Origin of the sequence: Robertmurraya sp. FSL W8-0741, from assembly GCF_038004005.1 — a bacterium.
GTDB lineage: Bacteria > Bacillota > Bacilli > Bacillales > Cytobacillaceae > Robertmurraya > Robertmurraya siralis.
Map to the genome: position 1 here is coordinate 4,009,239 of NZ_JBBOQG010000001.1, position 13,653 is coordinate 4,022,891.

A 13,653-nucleotide genomic window follows, 5' to 3' on the forward strand; every position below is an offset into this window, starting at 1 on the left:
ATCACCTCTTAAATGGTTTATTTCAAAGCATTTATTAATTTCTCAAGTTCTTGCTCCATGCCCATACCTGTTAAAAAAGGGATGCCTTGTACAACAGGAACTCCATAATCCTTTTGCGGGTTTGTCAGTGCGACATACACATCACAGGTTTTAATGAACCTATCCAATGATTTAATATCAATCGCTTCGACTTCCGCTTTAACATTTTTTTCTTTTAATAATTTCGCAACTTTTGATGCAACTGTTTGACTTGTTGCCACCCCTGAGCCACATGCCACTATCACTTTTTTCATTATTCTTCACTCCTAAACTGTTTTTGTAAGAAATCTATCATTTGATCTTGATTAGATATGGCGCTGAAATTATCTATAAAAATTTTCTCTCTGAATTTATCCATTATTGTCGACAGTAATCCCACCTGTTTGGAAGGATTCTTGATGCCCAATATAAAAACTGTATTTACATCAATCCACTTATCAGTCGTTGCCATCTGCAGAAATGGTAAAGATTTTTCCAACTTTATTACATAAATAAACGGCTTTTTCACATGAACAACATCTGTATGTGGGATGGCTATTTGTAAATATTCAGTTGCTAGACCAGTAGGAAAATTTTTTTCTCTATTAATAATCGAGGCTTTAAATGATTGTTCCACAAAATCCCGTGCGACCAATTCATTGCTTACGAACTCAAACATTTGTTGCGATGTTGAAAAATCAGCATTCAACATCATTAAATCTTTATAGAAAAGCTTGTCATAACTCACAGTTCTGCTCAGCTCCTTTCTCATTCAAGATGTTTTCGGTGACAAAGATACTTTTTTCATTGATTATCTGAGCAAGAGTCTTTTCATCTGAAAATATATTATTTAGCTTGATCAAAGTTGGAACATGTTCATTTGTTACTGAAGGAGCTAGAGCGACAACGATACTCACTTTTTCTCCATTTGGTGTGAAGGTTGGATTTTTGAACACTAAAATCTGGAAGTCCATCCTATTTACTCCATTTTCGGGAGAGAAATGGGGTAAGTATACATTTTGTGCAATGATCATTTTGTCATAATTTGCGTAAAACGCTTTTTTCGTCTCTTCGATATAAGCTTCGGTAACACTTTTTCTCCTTAGAAGAGGCTTCATGGAAATGTCGACCAATTGCTCCCAGGATATTTCTTCATTAATAATGCTGATATTGTCAATAGAAAATCTAAATAGCTTTTTCTCGTTATTCAAATCTTCATTGGAAGAAGAGGTATACGGATTTGATAATAAATCTCCAACCTTTTTGTAAACGGTTTCAATATGCTGTTCAGAAATATATGGCTTGATCGCTCTCATTACAGATTGAACCATTTTATCGTTATTTCCTAACATTTCACATTGAACCCGTTCCTTAAGCTCCAGGCGATCTTGTTTATCCAGTATAGGCGGAATAATAAAGGTAGATGTTTTATGCTTCACAGGAACAGTTGTAAAAATAAAATCTACATCTAGATTGTTTTGCTCAAACTGTCTAACCGAATATGCACCAATAAAGTATATTTCCGGAAACATGGATTTTAAATTTACTAGTAACAATTTCGAAATCGATGTACCGCTTTGACAAAGTACGACTGCTTTATAAATGGCTTCTGTTTCTTCAGTTTCATAGATCAGCCCTAAAACAATCATCGACAAATATACAATCTCTTCTTTCGAAAGTTCCTTTTGTGTAATTTTTTGAAAAGGTGTAACAGACTTTTTGACAACCTCGTATATTTCTTGGTATTGGCTTAAAAATTCCTCTGTTAATGGGTTGTTTATCTGAAAACCTAGTAAATTTCGATAAATGGCTGGTCTTACATGTAAAAGAATTTTTTCTTTTAGTTCATTTCTTCTATGAATTTTCATTACTAAATTCGTTTCAATATTCTGCAAAAATTCTTCCGCAGCAATCGCTACTTGATCACCGTCTGTTATTTCTAAAGCTGACTCCACCATGTTCGACGCTAACACTTGCAAGGATAAATATAATAAATCACTTTGAGATAAATAATCAAAATCCCAAAACATTTTTTGAATTTCCGGAAACTCTATTGTATTTTTTATGTCATACTTCTCAATTTTAAAGGACCAGCTTTGATTAAACTTTTTGGCTCTTCTTAAAACAAGTTGTATGATATAAGGCAATTCATCCAACTGTTCATCAGTCAAACGAAAGCCGATTCTTGTTTCTAAACGCTCCAGCCTTTTGCGCAAGCGGAAAATCTCCGACTCTTTGATAAGGCTATTTTCTTCCAACAAAATTCTTCCGGCTTGTGAGTGAAGGATATTTTTAACAGCTGAGACAAGTATATTTCTAATCGTAAACTCAGAACCTTTGATAGAGTAGCCATGTTTCCTTGAGTAATCTATCTCTATCCCTTTCTTGCTTATATCCCTCTTCATACATTTGAGATCATTTAAAATTGTATTTTTGCTAACTAAACAAATATCTGCCAATTCCAATAGAGATAAATATTTGTTTTCAACGGCTAATACAATAATGAGTAAATAATATCGTTCTCTAAACTCGTAATGGGAAAATAATTTTTCACCTTTTAACAGTGTTTTGTAGCATAACATTTTAGAGTTCTCGGTCATGTAAACACCGTCTCGTTGATAAAAAATGACATCTTTCTTAAAAGAACTGTTGATCTTTTTAATTGCATCCTCTACTTCAGATTTTTCTAATTCAAATTCCAATGTCAAATCAGTTACTTGAACACTATCTTTTAGCATCAAGTATTTCAGTATTCTTTTCTCACCTCCCATTTTTCTCTCCTCCTCATCTTCATTTAAAATTGTAGCACCCAAAAATAGGAGTAAAATCATGATCAATCACAATTTAAATAAAGCGCTTTAATTTACACTGTGATGAACTTAGTTATTAATCACTAAAAGACGCTGTTAAACACTATGATTGATAATACGATTTTTGTTCATTTCACGCAAAAACAAAAGTTGCGCTTTGTAATAACACCCCTCGTATACATAAAAATGCAGACACTGGTACGCTGAAATTACTGTAAAAAAAATAAACCCCATTGTGTAAAAGGATTACTTCCTACACAAAGGGGCTCCACCAAGCAAAAACACAGAAATTATAAACATATTCCGAGATAATGATTAAATTTCCTTCAATCAAATTTATATTGCCCTTCACCGATCGTCATCGTTTTTCCTTTCAACTCGAGAACATCAGTATGAAAAACTAGTTGTTGCATACGATTGAGTGGACCTTTTTTAAAAACAAACGCCTGCTTCTCAACCGCTAATCTTACTTCTGGCAAATCGGATTTTTCATATTCAAACCCAAATAACTCATGCCAGTGCTTGGCCACAGCAACTGGGTCTTCCACATCAAACACAGCCTCAGCGATCTGCACATCTCCAGCTGGATGCGCTTGAATGATTCCTGACTCTTTTAATCTTTCTCTCCGTTCTTGCTCAGATCCCGTCCATTGAATCACAAAGGGATATGGCAATCCTTGAAAGTCACCGGCAATCGTCATCATCTTCCACTCAATCAAATTTCCTTGTGCATCCACTCGTTTCCCAACCATAATTGGTGACATTTGTAGCTGAAACGCTGATAACTGCTCTCTCACCGCTTCAATATCATCTGTCCTTAAAGCAGCTCGGCTCAATTCTTCCCGATGAGGTAACAATTTTATCGAATCCTTCACCACGTCATTTGGCTCTTTAACACTCTCTACCAATGAACGATCCTCTACAGCCAGAAATTCAATATAGCAAAGATCAAAATAACTTAACGCATTATACGTTCCCCATAGTTTATGTGATCCGCCCATAAATGCATTTAAACCCACTTCTCTAAATTTTGCCATTGCCTTTTCTAGATCATTGACATAATGAACCGTATGATCCCATTTTATGCTAGCCATTTGAATCCTCCTTATTCTTGCCCTAATTCAGTGGTTCGCTTTACTGCTTTTAAAACGCTGCGCTGCAAACCAGCAGCAAAATCTGAATTGTTCAACTCATGAAGTGCGTTAATGCCAACCCCACCAGCAGAATTATTAATATCTAACAACTGCCGAGGATGCTTTCCAGTTTGCCTCAACATTTCAACCGCGCCCTGCACATTTTCCAAAGCAATCTCCCACGATTGTTGACGGGGCAATCCGGCCAAAACACCCGCATCAGCAAATGATTCGATAAAATAATAAACATAATTAGGTCCAGCAACGCCAAAACCAGTAAAAATATCAATCAATCGCTCTTCTACATACATCACCTTGCCAAATCCACTTAAAAAGCGATCCACTTGTTCTTCTCTAGCGTATTTATTTAAAGAAACACCGCTGTAACCCAATCCAGTATCAGTCAACGTATTAGGGATCACTCGCGCAATAGCCCGGTCCTCACCAATAAAGTTCGTCAGTTTTTCGATTGTCACACCAGCAACAATGGAAACGACAACCGCCTCCTTGCGACTATGCTCACAAATCAGTGTTCCAACAGAGGCCAAATCGTCTTGTGGCCTGACGCCAATTACAATAATATCCGCTTGCTTTAACGCAGCAGACTGCTCTACATTAGCTGAAACCTGATAGTTTTTTGTTAAATATGTATTCCTTTGTTCAGATATATCTGCAACAGTAATTTCCTCTTTACGTGCCGTTTTATTTGCTAAAACAGCGCGTATGATTGCTTCTGCCATCTGTCCGCCACCAATAAAATGAATCATGCTCATACCTCCTACTGATTAATTACTTTTTTAACAACGATGTAAATGGAATAAGCAGAGACCTTAGCCCCTACTTATCCAGTAAAATTTAATTGTTCTCCCAAGCCTCTGGTAAAATAAATCCATCATACTTTTCTTGCGATAAAATATATTCCTCGAATTCAGGCGACTCGTAAGCTTCTTTTACATCCTTCGCCCATTGTGTATTTAAATCTTCCTCTAATATCGAAACGATAATGCGGTGTTCCTCTGGTGTATTTTCAATTTTTAATGCATCGGATATTTTCATACCAGCATCAGCAATATAGTTTCCGTTTACGACGCCAAAATCAACATCCTTCAATGATACTAAAATTTGTGCTGGATCTAGCACTTGGAATTTAACATCATAAGATGCCGGTGTTACACTATTTAAATTAAAATCGGTCGTTCCAGCTCCATCAGCCACATTCACCCAACCAAGCTCCTCCAAAATTCGTACAGCACGTTCCTGATTTACCGGATCATTGGGCACCGCCACTGTTGAGCCGTCCTGAACAGCATCAAGCGAGTCATGGTTAACAGAACGCAAGCTTTGCGGTGCACCTGGAGAAAATGCAAGGCGAACCATCTTAATTCCTAATTCCTCATTAATGCCTTCCATGTAGGCTGTACTTTGAAAGACACTGGCATCAATCGCTCCCTCAGCCATCGCCGGGTTTACTTGCATATTTTGCGAGAACACTTTAATTTCAACATTGTAGCCTTTTTCTTCTAAAATTGGTAAGATCCCATTGCGGAACTGTTCCTCATAAGTCCCTACCCCAAAACCAAAGACGAGATCTTTTTTCTCTTCACCGCTGTCACCTTGAGATTCCTCGTTTCCACAAGCAGTTAAAACAAACAGTGTAAACAAGACAAGTATGGATAATAATTTCTTCATTTTTAATAGTCCCCCCATATTTCTCCTTTATTAAACCATCAGCCTTACATGTAAATTACATCACGCTCTTCCGTAAAGTATTTAATGCCTCCTCTGCTGCTTTCACTGAAACTGCACAGTTCGGCACCAATACAAAAGGTTCATCGTGCATAAGGTCTAGCGCTTTTTTTGCTTGTTGCTCAATTAATCCATTGTCACCCCCTTCAAAAATGGTATGATCAACACCTGCCACCTTTGTTTTGTTTATTTTCAGCTCCAAACCAGGGTTTCCTTCTGCTTCAGTATCCCAACTAATCCCTTCAACCGGATAATCAACAAATCTTGCCGGCTGAGCATGTGCGCCGCACGTATGAAGGATCCGTTTTCCTTTTTTCATTGCATTTAAAACGAGTAGATCATAAGGTCTAGAAAACTCATTAAAGGTCGATTCATCAAATAAATCCGGATGTGCCGTGCCCGTTACGGCATAAAACAATCCGTCAATCCCGACACCTGCCAATTCCTTCACATATTGTGCCATCGTAATCGCAATCGCATGTAACGCTTGATGGACACCCGAACGCTCTGATTTTAAAAGTTCTTTAAAATCGACAGGCTCATCACTTCCATACATAGTCTGATTAACATACGAGGAATTTCCAGTTAAAAACATTAAAATCGTTAACGGTGAAAAGATAGTCTGAATGAGCGGCATTTCCGGTAAACCCTTTCGGAGCAACCGCATTGCTTCTAGCTGTTCCTGAAGGGGAGCGGATGTCGCTACTTCTACAGCTTCCACATGCCAAACATCTGCAGGCTGATTAATAACCGCATAAGTTTGTCTTGGAAAGACCCAACGATAATCTTCGAAATCATACTTATTACCAAAAGCTTCTGCTAAATATGTAGCTCTTGGGTTGATTTTAATCCAATCCCAATCGTACTTATTCGCAAACGTTATAGTTGCTTCTGCTAAATCAACTGCGGTTTGCTCTTTATTTAAAAAATGATGCCAACTGCTGACTATGGGGCGATCTGCTTTTTTGCCCGTTAAAATTTGTTCAAAGCGCTGTTTCTTCGTAAAACTCATAAACCATTACACTCCCTCTCTATTCCTTCCTTGCTTTTCGAGCTAATGCATTACCAGTTGATTGAATGATTTGTACAAAAATAACAAGAATAATAACAGTAGTTACCATGGCGAATGTATCAAAACGTTGATAACCATAGACAATTGCCAAGTCACCAACCCCACCGCCACCGACAGTTCCTGCCATCGCAGTCGCACCAATTAATCCTATCGTTGCAGTTGTAATCGATAAAATGAGTGAACCAAATGCCTCCGGTAATAAAAAATGCCAAATAATTTGAAATGGTGTCGCTCCCATTGATTCCGCCGCTTCAATAATACCGGGATTTACTTCGAGCAATGAATTTTCAACTAATCTAGCAATAAAAGGCGATATAAAAATAATAAGTGGGACAATTGCTGCATTTGTGCCAATCGACGTTCCAACAATCATTCGTGTAAATGGAATGATCGCCACCATTAAAATAATGAAAGGCAATGAACGAACGATATTTATAAGCGGATTCAAGATCGAATAGAAAATTTTATTTTCCAATATCCCACCTGGCCGTGTTACAACGAGCGCTATTCCGAGCGGGATGCCAACCAATGAACCAATTAAAAGCGACATTCCAACCATATACAGCGTATCTATACTTGCCTGTAAAAATTGCTCTAGTGTAATGACGGTCTCAAACATTATTCAACAACCTCCTCAACGCCAGCACCTTTATCTTTTAAAAATTGCACTGCTTTTTCAATAGCAGATGCCTCTCCAGCAATTTGCAAGTACATAATAACGAGTGTCGTTTCCTGAATCTCCGTCATATTGGCAAATAAAATATTTACCTCGATATCATGAGCTTTCATAACCTGATGAACAATTGGCTCGGAAGCAACCTCACCTTTTACCTCAACTCGGAACACTTTGCTGTCGCCTGTCTTCTTCAAAGAACGCTTGACACTCTCTGGAATGCTGTTATGAATCACTGTTTTAACAAAGTTTTTCGTCGTTGGATGCTTCGGATGACCAAAGACGTCCAGCACTGAGCCTTCTTCAATGATTTCTCCCGCCTCCATGACGGCAACTCGATTACAAACTTCCTGAATTACTGACATTTCATGAGTAATAATCATAATCGTTATGTTATATTCCTGATTGACTCGTTTCAGCAATTGCAAGATTGATTGTGTTGTTTGCGGATCCAGCGCCGATGTCGCCTCATCACAAAGTAATATTTTCGGGTTTGATGCAAGTGCACGGGCAATTCCGACACGCTGTTTCTGCCCTCCCGACAGTTCTCTCGGATAACTCTTTGCCTTCTCACGTAAGCCAACGAAGTCAAGTAGTTCCATTACTCGTTGCTTAATCTCTTCTTTCGGTTTTTTCGCTAATACGAGCGGAATCGCGACATTGTCAAAAATAGTCTTTGATTCTAGTAAATTAAAATGCTGAAAGATCATCCCGATCTGTTTCTTCATGGCACGCAATTGACTGTCCGATAGGTGATTGAGCACCTGCCCATCAACGATTACCTCACCATCTGTTGGCCGTTCTAAATAATTTACAAGGCGTACTAATGTACTTTTCCCTGCACCACTGTAACCAATAACCCCAAAAATATCCCCTTCTTCAACCTTTAAATCAATCCCTTTAAGGGCTTCCGTAGTCACATCTTTCCTTTTATAAGTTTTATAGACACTCTTCATCTCAATCATCTTAATATCCCCCTGCAATTTCTCTAATCTACAGTGTTTCCTATTTTAGAGCTTGCTTTATCTTCAATTCTATTAATCACGTCTTTTAAAGTGCTTAAAATATGTTTTTTCATTGCCAACTCTGCGAATGCACCATCCTTATTTTTGATTCCCTCTAGAATCAGAGCATGTTCATCAACCTGATTGCTCCATTTCCCATACATCGAAACGAAGTGACAATAGCGATTGGCATGATCTTTTATCATACTAAGAAGCTTAACCGACGTTTTTAAACCACTAATCTCCGCCAAATAGTCATGAAAATCATTTCCATACGCAACAAACTCTTGAGTGTAGCCAAAGTGATAGGCTTGGCGCAATTTCTCCAATATTTCCGTAAGAACTTTAATATCGTCACTAGAAGCGTTCGCTGCAGCATTTCTTGCAATACTTCCTTCCAGCATGCTGCGAATCTGAAAAATTTCTTCCACTTCCTCTTTCGTAATGGAAGCCACTTTTAATCTTCCATTCGGCTGGCGAATGAGGAATTCTTCCATTTCTAGCATCTGAAGTGCCTGACGCAGCGGTGTACGACTAATCTCCAACATTTCAGACAGTTGCTCTTCACGAACCACCTCATCCGGGTTAAATTCGCCATATATAATTTTTTGCTTGATCTGGTAATAAGCAACATCCTTCGTCAATCGGCGCTTTGGTACCAAATTCATCTCCTCTTCCTTTTCCATTTTTAATCATGCTTTGGTGCAGGTAAAATGGAGAATCATGAAGTTTAAAATATTTGTATAATTGTATACAATTTTTTCTTTTAAAATTTGAAGCACTTCTCCTCTTTCTTTGAATCGTCTGCGGTTACTCATTACTTTAAATATTCAGAAATCGATTTCTAAATAAAAAGCTTTGATCCTTATATGAAACTTTCGTTTCACACGCCTTTTTAATTTCGTTAAAAAGCCTCCTGATTGCATGGAACGATGGGAGAAAATGAGCGAAATCAAAAGAAATGGCCAGCTTTGCCCATATACAAAATCACTCTATTTTTATAATTCCAATCAGTTTAATCGGTTATTAATCCATACTATACCATATAATAAAGAACATTCAAGCATTTTTCATTGTAAAAAAGAACAATCTTCTATAAATTAGTGATTCATCATCAATTATTTTTTTTAATCGCTTTCTTATCGACTGAGACAATTTGTGACAGTAAAATATTGCAGAAAGTCAAAAAGGAGAAGGGATTTTCCCCCTTTCTCCTTAAGTTTATTTACAGCATTTTTGCTAGTATGGTTGGATTTACTTCTTCCAAGGAATCAATAATTAAATCTGCCAGTGATAAATCGATTTTGATCGAGTGATGCCTTACAGCCACTTTTTTCATAGCTGCCCGGGTCGCTGCTAATAAGCCGTTTGTTGAATCTTCAATGACAATGCATTGTTGCGGGGATTTGCCAAGCAGTTTTGCCGTGTGCAGAAAAATTTCTGGGTGCGGCTTGCTATCTGCAAAATCTTCACCGCTCACAATTGCATCAAAAACATGCTGTAAGCCACAATCGGTTAACACTCGATTGATTCGTTCTTTATCCGAAGAAGATGCCAAAGCAACGCTAATTCCATTGCTTTTCAGTTCCACTATTAAAGGTAGAACACCTGAAAAAAGAACATCCTTAAAATTAAATGGTTTTGCGCGAAAGAATTCGTATTGGTACTGAATCAGGTCCTCCACCGTTTGTGAAAGCCGACAATGCTCCTTAATCAGCTGCCATTTTCGCTTTGTGCTGCCACCGATTAACTGTGCTCTTATTTCTTCAGGAACGGTAATATTTAAGCGTTGAAATAACTCCCGATTCCATATCCGATATACTGGCTCACTGTCTACAATAACACCGTCCATATCAAAAATGACTGCATATGTGTCTTCCACTTTCATCTTTTTAATTCCATTCCAGCCTCAATAATTGTTTCATTTTCTCCACTTCTGTTTTGCCGGTTTCTTGATCAATTAATGATGTATACAAATGGGGAATTACCGTTTCCGCACCATGATCAAGGCAGGTCTGAACAATTCGCTGGACATTTTCCACATCGATTCCACCCGTCGGTTCAAAAATGGCTAGTCCCGCATTGACAGCAGCCTTCACCATTGCTGCAACTTCATCAAGCCGTCTATCACCGTCAATCGGATAGAACTTAACAGAATCTACGCCAAGCTCAGCAAGCATGGTTGCAGCCATTTCACAGGATACCTTTTCTTTGAAACGAGAACTGCTTGGTCCTGTTGAAATGTAGACTTCACCAGGAGAGCCAGAAGGTTCAATAAGGGCATTTACGAGTGTATTAACTGCCCCAAGCTCGTGTATGCGACCGAGTGTATAGCCTGCTGCAGGAAATACTTGGTTTACATGATTCGGCATTGTTTTGGCTGAAACGTCAGCAACCATTTTCCACATTGCCGGATCGCCTGCTCCAAGCCCTACTGAAACAGGGATTTTATTGTCTTTGTAGAGTTCTACTTGTTCGATCGCCGCTTCGACCGAAGGATAATTTTTTACCATAATACCGATAAGCACACGATCACCAGCTAAATCTGCTAGCTCTTTCGCGTTGTCTACATCTTTTGCTAATACATTGAAAATAACTTTTTGCTTCATGATGATTGCACCTCTTTTAATATCCGTTTAATTTCACTTGCGATTATGTCTTCCTGCCCCTCCAATAAAGGACGCGGATCCACTGCCAAAATCCCCACGTTTACATAATGATGCCTTAAAAAAATGGCTGGGTTTCCTGTTTCAAGTCGACTGAGAAGCTCTGCAGCTGTCATGCCCGCTTTACTGGCATCCACCTGAATTTGTGCGCGATAAATTGCTCTTCCGGCTTCGTCCTGTTTGATGGAACAAGACAATCCTTTCACATCTGCCAAAGCTGCGTTCAACCTCGTCATGCGCTCAATTTGTTCTTCTGCATTATCCTTTTTAAACGGATATTGTTTTAAAGCGGCGATAAGCCCGGCAACCCCTTCTTTTCCAACCTTCATTGGACGGCCAATTCCTTTATATTGCATGCGGCAGGCTTCCATCCACTCTTTCTTCCCGCAAATCAAACCAGAAGTTGGACCTTCCAATGCCTTTCCTCCACTGTATATTACGATGTCTGCTCCCATGCGGATGTATTTTTGAAAATCTTCTTCCGCCGCCGCATCGATAATGAACGGTATTTGGTGCTCCTTCGCAATCCGCATCATCGTTTCAATCGACTGCATGCCTTTTTGCACGGCATGATGCGATTTAACATAAAGAAGTGCAGCCGTTTTATCTGTGATTGCCTGCTTGATATGATCAGCCTCTACCTTATTGGCATTGCCGATTTCAACAACTTTTCCACCGCCAAGTCGAACCATTTGTGCGATGCTTGCTCCAAAATGAACCTGCTGTCCCTTTTGAATAATGATCTCATTCCTGAGTCCCTCTGAATCTGGCATTCTTTCAATTAAGGAAAGATTTTTCCCAGTGATGACAGCGGCTGTGGAGATCGCGATTCCAGCGGCGGCGCCGCATGTCGGACATCCATCCTCCGCCCCTGTATATTCAGCTATGACTCGGCCGGCAAATTCCATCATTTCTTCAATATCGACATAGTCCTGAGCTGCTCGCTTAAGCGCATCTGCAACTTCATCACTGACGGCAGAAGCCCCCAGCGCTGTCATTTTTCCACTAGCATTAATGACTTTACGAAGACCGAACTGTGCAAAAATACTCATTGCTTACTCCTCCTATTCTAAAGATATTGGGAATATTGCACCAAAAATCATGGCTCCTAAAATCGCTCCACCTGCTACCGGCTTTTTCCATATATAAAAGATCGCCGCGCCAATTGTTGAACCGATTCCAATTGGAATCGACGCGCTTGCCGCTGAGATGACGATGAGCGGTCCAAGAAAGCGGCCCGATGCATTTCCTGCTCCCATCATGATGTCTGCTCCAAAAGTAGAGTTGGACTGTCCGACTGTTAATTTACGAATCGCTAAAATTGAATAACCGACCAGTGCCCCTAATAGAGCGCCGGTAATTAAAGAAAGAATAAAGTTTTCAACAGGAGCAGTAATTCCCGATGCCAGCAAAATCGCAGGCACACCGATCCCAATACCGGTTTGCAGTGATCCGCCAATATCAAGAATCCCTACAAGCGCACCTTCCAACACTCGGGCGAATAAAAAACTTGCTCCAAAAGCTGCTGCTGCACCGTAGCCAGCTCCTTGAATTCCCGCTTCCAGCATGGCAACAATCGCAACATCATTAAAAGCGCCAATTTTATACACATAATACATATGAGTCCCGGCAAAAATACCTGCCGATAGAAGTGCTACAAAGATTGGAAATGACCAATCTGCATACCAAAATGTTTTATACATATCTTTTTCTAAAGATTCTGTTTGCGTTGTCAATTTACTTCACCTCTAGTCCTAATAGTTTGTGGAAATCTAGCAGCCATTCTGGAGGAGTGATGTACATGCTTTCCAATAGTTGGATATCGAAGCCACGGAAGAATGCGCTTAAAATGAAGAGAACGATGACTGAAATAAGCAATGTCTTCGTCACTTTATTCCAGCCGCTATCATCGACTCCCTTGCCGATTAAGATCCCAAGCACAACGCCTGGTACGGCATTCCCCATAATCAAATGGGCAGCACCACCGAAAATTGTGCCCCAGAAGCCAGAGCGCTTACCAGCGTCTAATGCTGCCAGCCAGAAAATAACCGGCATAACTGGATTGATTAATAAATTCGCTGCCGGCACAAGAACATGGACAGCAATTGCTTGCAATGATTCCGGAATGGCTGACGCCGTCAAATTTAAAAAAGAAACAACCAAAATTCCGATAATTCCGCCTGAGATCGCCATTTTTTTTGGATCATGAAGCGTATCCTCAGGACGTCTGCCTTTTCTCATCAATACTGCCGCTGCCCAGTTCGGAATAATCCGGTGGTCCACATCCTGCGTAAAAGCACCCGCCCCAACAGAGGATGCCCATGCGTTAAAAAAGAAACCTAACCCAAAAGAAAAGTGGGAAGCGGCATCGCCAGCACAGGCATTCAGTTCCCCTAATGTCCGAAATGCCCCCATTCCTTGCGCTTTCGGTGCATGAAACATTCGAGCAGCTCCAGCACCGACGCCAATACCGACAAGAGCACCAATAATAATTGATTTTATTGCTACTTCTATCATTTCCATATGTTTCT

The 13,653-nt window shown here is 39.6% G+C and carries 15 protein-coding genes; all 15 read right to left on the minus strand.

What is annotated here, in order from left to right; genetic code table 11:
• Positions 1 to 17 precede the first annotated feature (17 nt).
• On the minus strand, positions 18 to 293 hold the full coding sequence (locus NST02_RS19545) for a PTS sugar transporter subunit IIB (RefSeq protein ID WP_137744118.1): 276 nt from the start codon (positions 291 to 293) through the stop codon (positions 18 to 20).
• Positions 293 to 766 carry a PTS sugar transporter subunit IIA gene (locus tag NST02_RS19550; RefSeq protein WP_212933883.1) on the minus strand — a complete coding sequence of 158 codons (474 nt, stop codon included), beginning with the start codon at positions 764 to 766 and terminating at the stop codon, positions 293 to 295. Before NST02_RS19550 ends, NST02_RS19545 begins: the two co-directional genes overlap by 1 nt.
• The gene (locus NST02_RS19555; RefSeq protein WP_340949615.1) at positions 756 to 2,789 is read right to left on the minus strand and encodes a BglG family transcription antiterminator; all 2,034 of its coding nucleotides are present in this window, start codon (positions 2,787 to 2,789) and stop codon (positions 756 to 758) included. Before NST02_RS19555 ends, NST02_RS19550 begins: the two co-directional genes overlap by 11 nt.
• 365 nt (positions 2,790 to 3,154) lie before the next feature.
• Positions 3,155 to 3,922: a VOC family protein gene (locus tag NST02_RS19560; protein ID WP_137744115.1), complete on the minus strand. Its 768-nt coding sequence runs from the start codon at positions 3,920 to 3,922 to the stop codon at positions 3,155 to 3,157.
• Between the two features lie 11 nt (positions 3,923 to 3,933).
• Positions 3,934 to 4,728: a pyrroline-5-carboxylate reductase gene (gene proC, locus NST02_RS19565; RefSeq protein WP_211344124.1), complete on the minus strand. Its 795-nt coding sequence runs from the start codon at positions 4,726 to 4,728 to the stop codon at positions 3,934 to 3,936.
• Between the two features lie 88 nt (positions 4,729 to 4,816).
• Complete coding sequence (locus tag NST02_RS19570; protein ID WP_340949616.1) at positions 4,817 to 5,650, minus strand: MetQ/NlpA family ABC transporter substrate-binding protein; 834 nt, start codon at positions 5,648 to 5,650, stop codon at positions 4,817 to 4,819.
• 55 nt (positions 5,651 to 5,705) lie between these two features.
• Positions 5,706 to 6,719: a uroporphyrinogen decarboxylase family protein gene (locus tag NST02_RS19575; RefSeq protein ID WP_137744112.1), complete on the minus strand. Its 1,014-nt coding sequence runs from the start codon at positions 6,717 to 6,719 to the stop codon at positions 5,706 to 5,708.
• Positions 6,720 to 6,738: 19 nt separating this feature from the next.
• Positions 6,739 to 7,398, minus strand: a complete 660-nt coding sequence (locus tag NST02_RS19580) for a methionine ABC transporter permease (RefSeq protein ID WP_170211329.1) — start codon at positions 7,396 to 7,398, stop codon at positions 6,739 to 6,741.
• Complete coding sequence (locus NST02_RS19585; protein WP_137744110.1) at positions 7,398 to 8,417, minus strand: methionine ABC transporter ATP-binding protein; 1,020 nt, start codon at positions 8,415 to 8,417, stop codon at positions 7,398 to 7,400. The genes NST02_RS19580 and NST02_RS19585 overlap by 1 nt, the downstream gene beginning before the upstream one ends.
• Before the next feature lie 23 nt (positions 8,418 to 8,440).
• A complete protein-coding gene (locus tag NST02_RS19590; RefSeq protein ID WP_137744109.1) occupies positions 8,441 to 9,124 on the minus strand; it encodes a GntR family transcriptional regulator in 684 nt (227 codons plus the stop codon).
• 557 nt (positions 9,125 to 9,681) lie between these two features.
• Complete coding sequence (locus NST02_RS19595; protein ID WP_340949619.1) at positions 9,682 to 10,344, minus strand: HAD family hydrolase; 663 nt, start codon at positions 10,342 to 10,344, stop codon at positions 9,682 to 9,684.
• Positions 10,345 to 10,348: 4 nt separating this feature from the next.
• Positions 10,349 to 11,065 (minus strand): KDGP aldolase, encoded by a 717-nt coding sequence (locus tag NST02_RS19600; protein ID WP_137744107.1) that lies wholly within the window; start codon positions 11,063 to 11,065, stop codon positions 10,349 to 10,351.
• Entirely contained in the window at positions 11,062 to 12,174 is a 1,113-nt protein-coding gene (locus tag NST02_RS19605; RefSeq protein ID WP_137744106.1) for a DgaE family pyridoxal phosphate-dependent ammonia lyase, read from the minus strand. Before NST02_RS19605 ends, NST02_RS19600 begins: the two co-directional genes overlap by 4 nt.
• A gap of 12 nt (positions 12,175 to 12,186) precedes the next feature.
• Complete coding sequence (locus NST02_RS19610) at positions 12,187 to 12,825, minus strand: DUF4310 family protein (RefSeq protein WP_137744153.1); 639 nt, start codon at positions 12,823 to 12,825, stop codon at positions 12,187 to 12,189.
• A gap of 34 nt (positions 12,826 to 12,859) precedes the next feature.
• Positions 12,860 to 13,645: a DUF4311 domain-containing protein gene (locus NST02_RS19615; protein WP_211344123.1), complete on the minus strand. Its 786-nt coding sequence runs from the start codon at positions 13,643 to 13,645 to the stop codon at positions 12,860 to 12,862.
• Positions 13,646 to 13,653: the final 8 nt, after the last annotated feature.

Excerpts from the sequence above, each read along its gene's own strand:
- NST02_RS19555 (WP_340949615.1), bottom strand. The coding sequence starts at position 2,789 with ATGGGAGGTGAGAAAAGAATACTGAAATACTTGATGCTAAAAGATAGT.
- NST02_RS19580 (WP_170211329.1), bottom strand. The coding sequence starts at position 7,398 with ATGTTTGAGACCGTCATTACACTAGAGCAATTTTTACAGGCAAGTATA.
- NST02_RS19610 (WP_137744153.1), bottom strand. The coding sequence starts at position 12,825 with ATGTATAAAACATTTTGGTATGCAGATTGGTCATTTCCAATCTTTGTA.
- proC (WP_211344124.1), bottom strand. The coding sequence starts at position 4,728 with ATGATTCATTTTATTGGTGGCGGACAGATGGCAGAAGCAATCATACGC.
- NST02_RS19570 (WP_340949616.1), bottom strand. The coding sequence starts at position 5,650 with ATGAAGAAATTATTATCCATACTTGTCTTGTTTACACTGTTTGTTTTA.
- NST02_RS19595 (WP_340949619.1), bottom strand. The coding sequence starts at position 10,344 with ATGAAAGTGGAAGACACATATGCAGTCATTTTTGATATGGACGGTGTT.
- NST02_RS19615 (WP_211344123.1), bottom strand. The coding sequence starts at position 13,645 with ATGGAAATGATAGAAGTAGCAATAAAATCAATTATTATTGGTGCTCTT.
- NST02_RS19575 (WP_137744112.1), bottom strand. The coding sequence starts at position 6,719 with ATGAGTTTTACGAAGAAACAGCGCTTTGAACAAATTTTAACGGGCAAA.
- NST02_RS19585 (WP_137744110.1), bottom strand. The coding sequence starts at position 8,417 with ATGATTGAGATGAAGAGTGTCTATAAAACTTATAAAAGGAAAGATGTG.
- NST02_RS19590 (WP_137744109.1), bottom strand. The coding sequence starts at position 9,124 with ATGAATTTGGTACCAAAGCGCCGATTGACGAAGGATGTTGCTTATTAC.
- NST02_RS19560 (WP_137744115.1), bottom strand. The coding sequence starts at position 3,922 with ATGGCTAGCATAAAATGGGATCATACGGTTCATTATGTCAATGATCTA.
- NST02_RS19545 (WP_137744118.1), bottom strand. The coding sequence starts at position 293 with ATGAAAAAAGTGATAGTGGCATGTGGCTCAGGGGTGGCAACAAGTCAA.
- NST02_RS19605 (WP_137744106.1), bottom strand. The coding sequence starts at position 12,174 with ATGAGTATTTTTGCACAGTTCGGTCTTCGTAAAGTCATTAATGCTAGT.
- NST02_RS19600 (WP_137744107.1), bottom strand. The coding sequence starts at position 11,065 with ATGAAGCAAAAAGTTATTTTCAATGTATTAGCAAAAGATGTAGACAAC.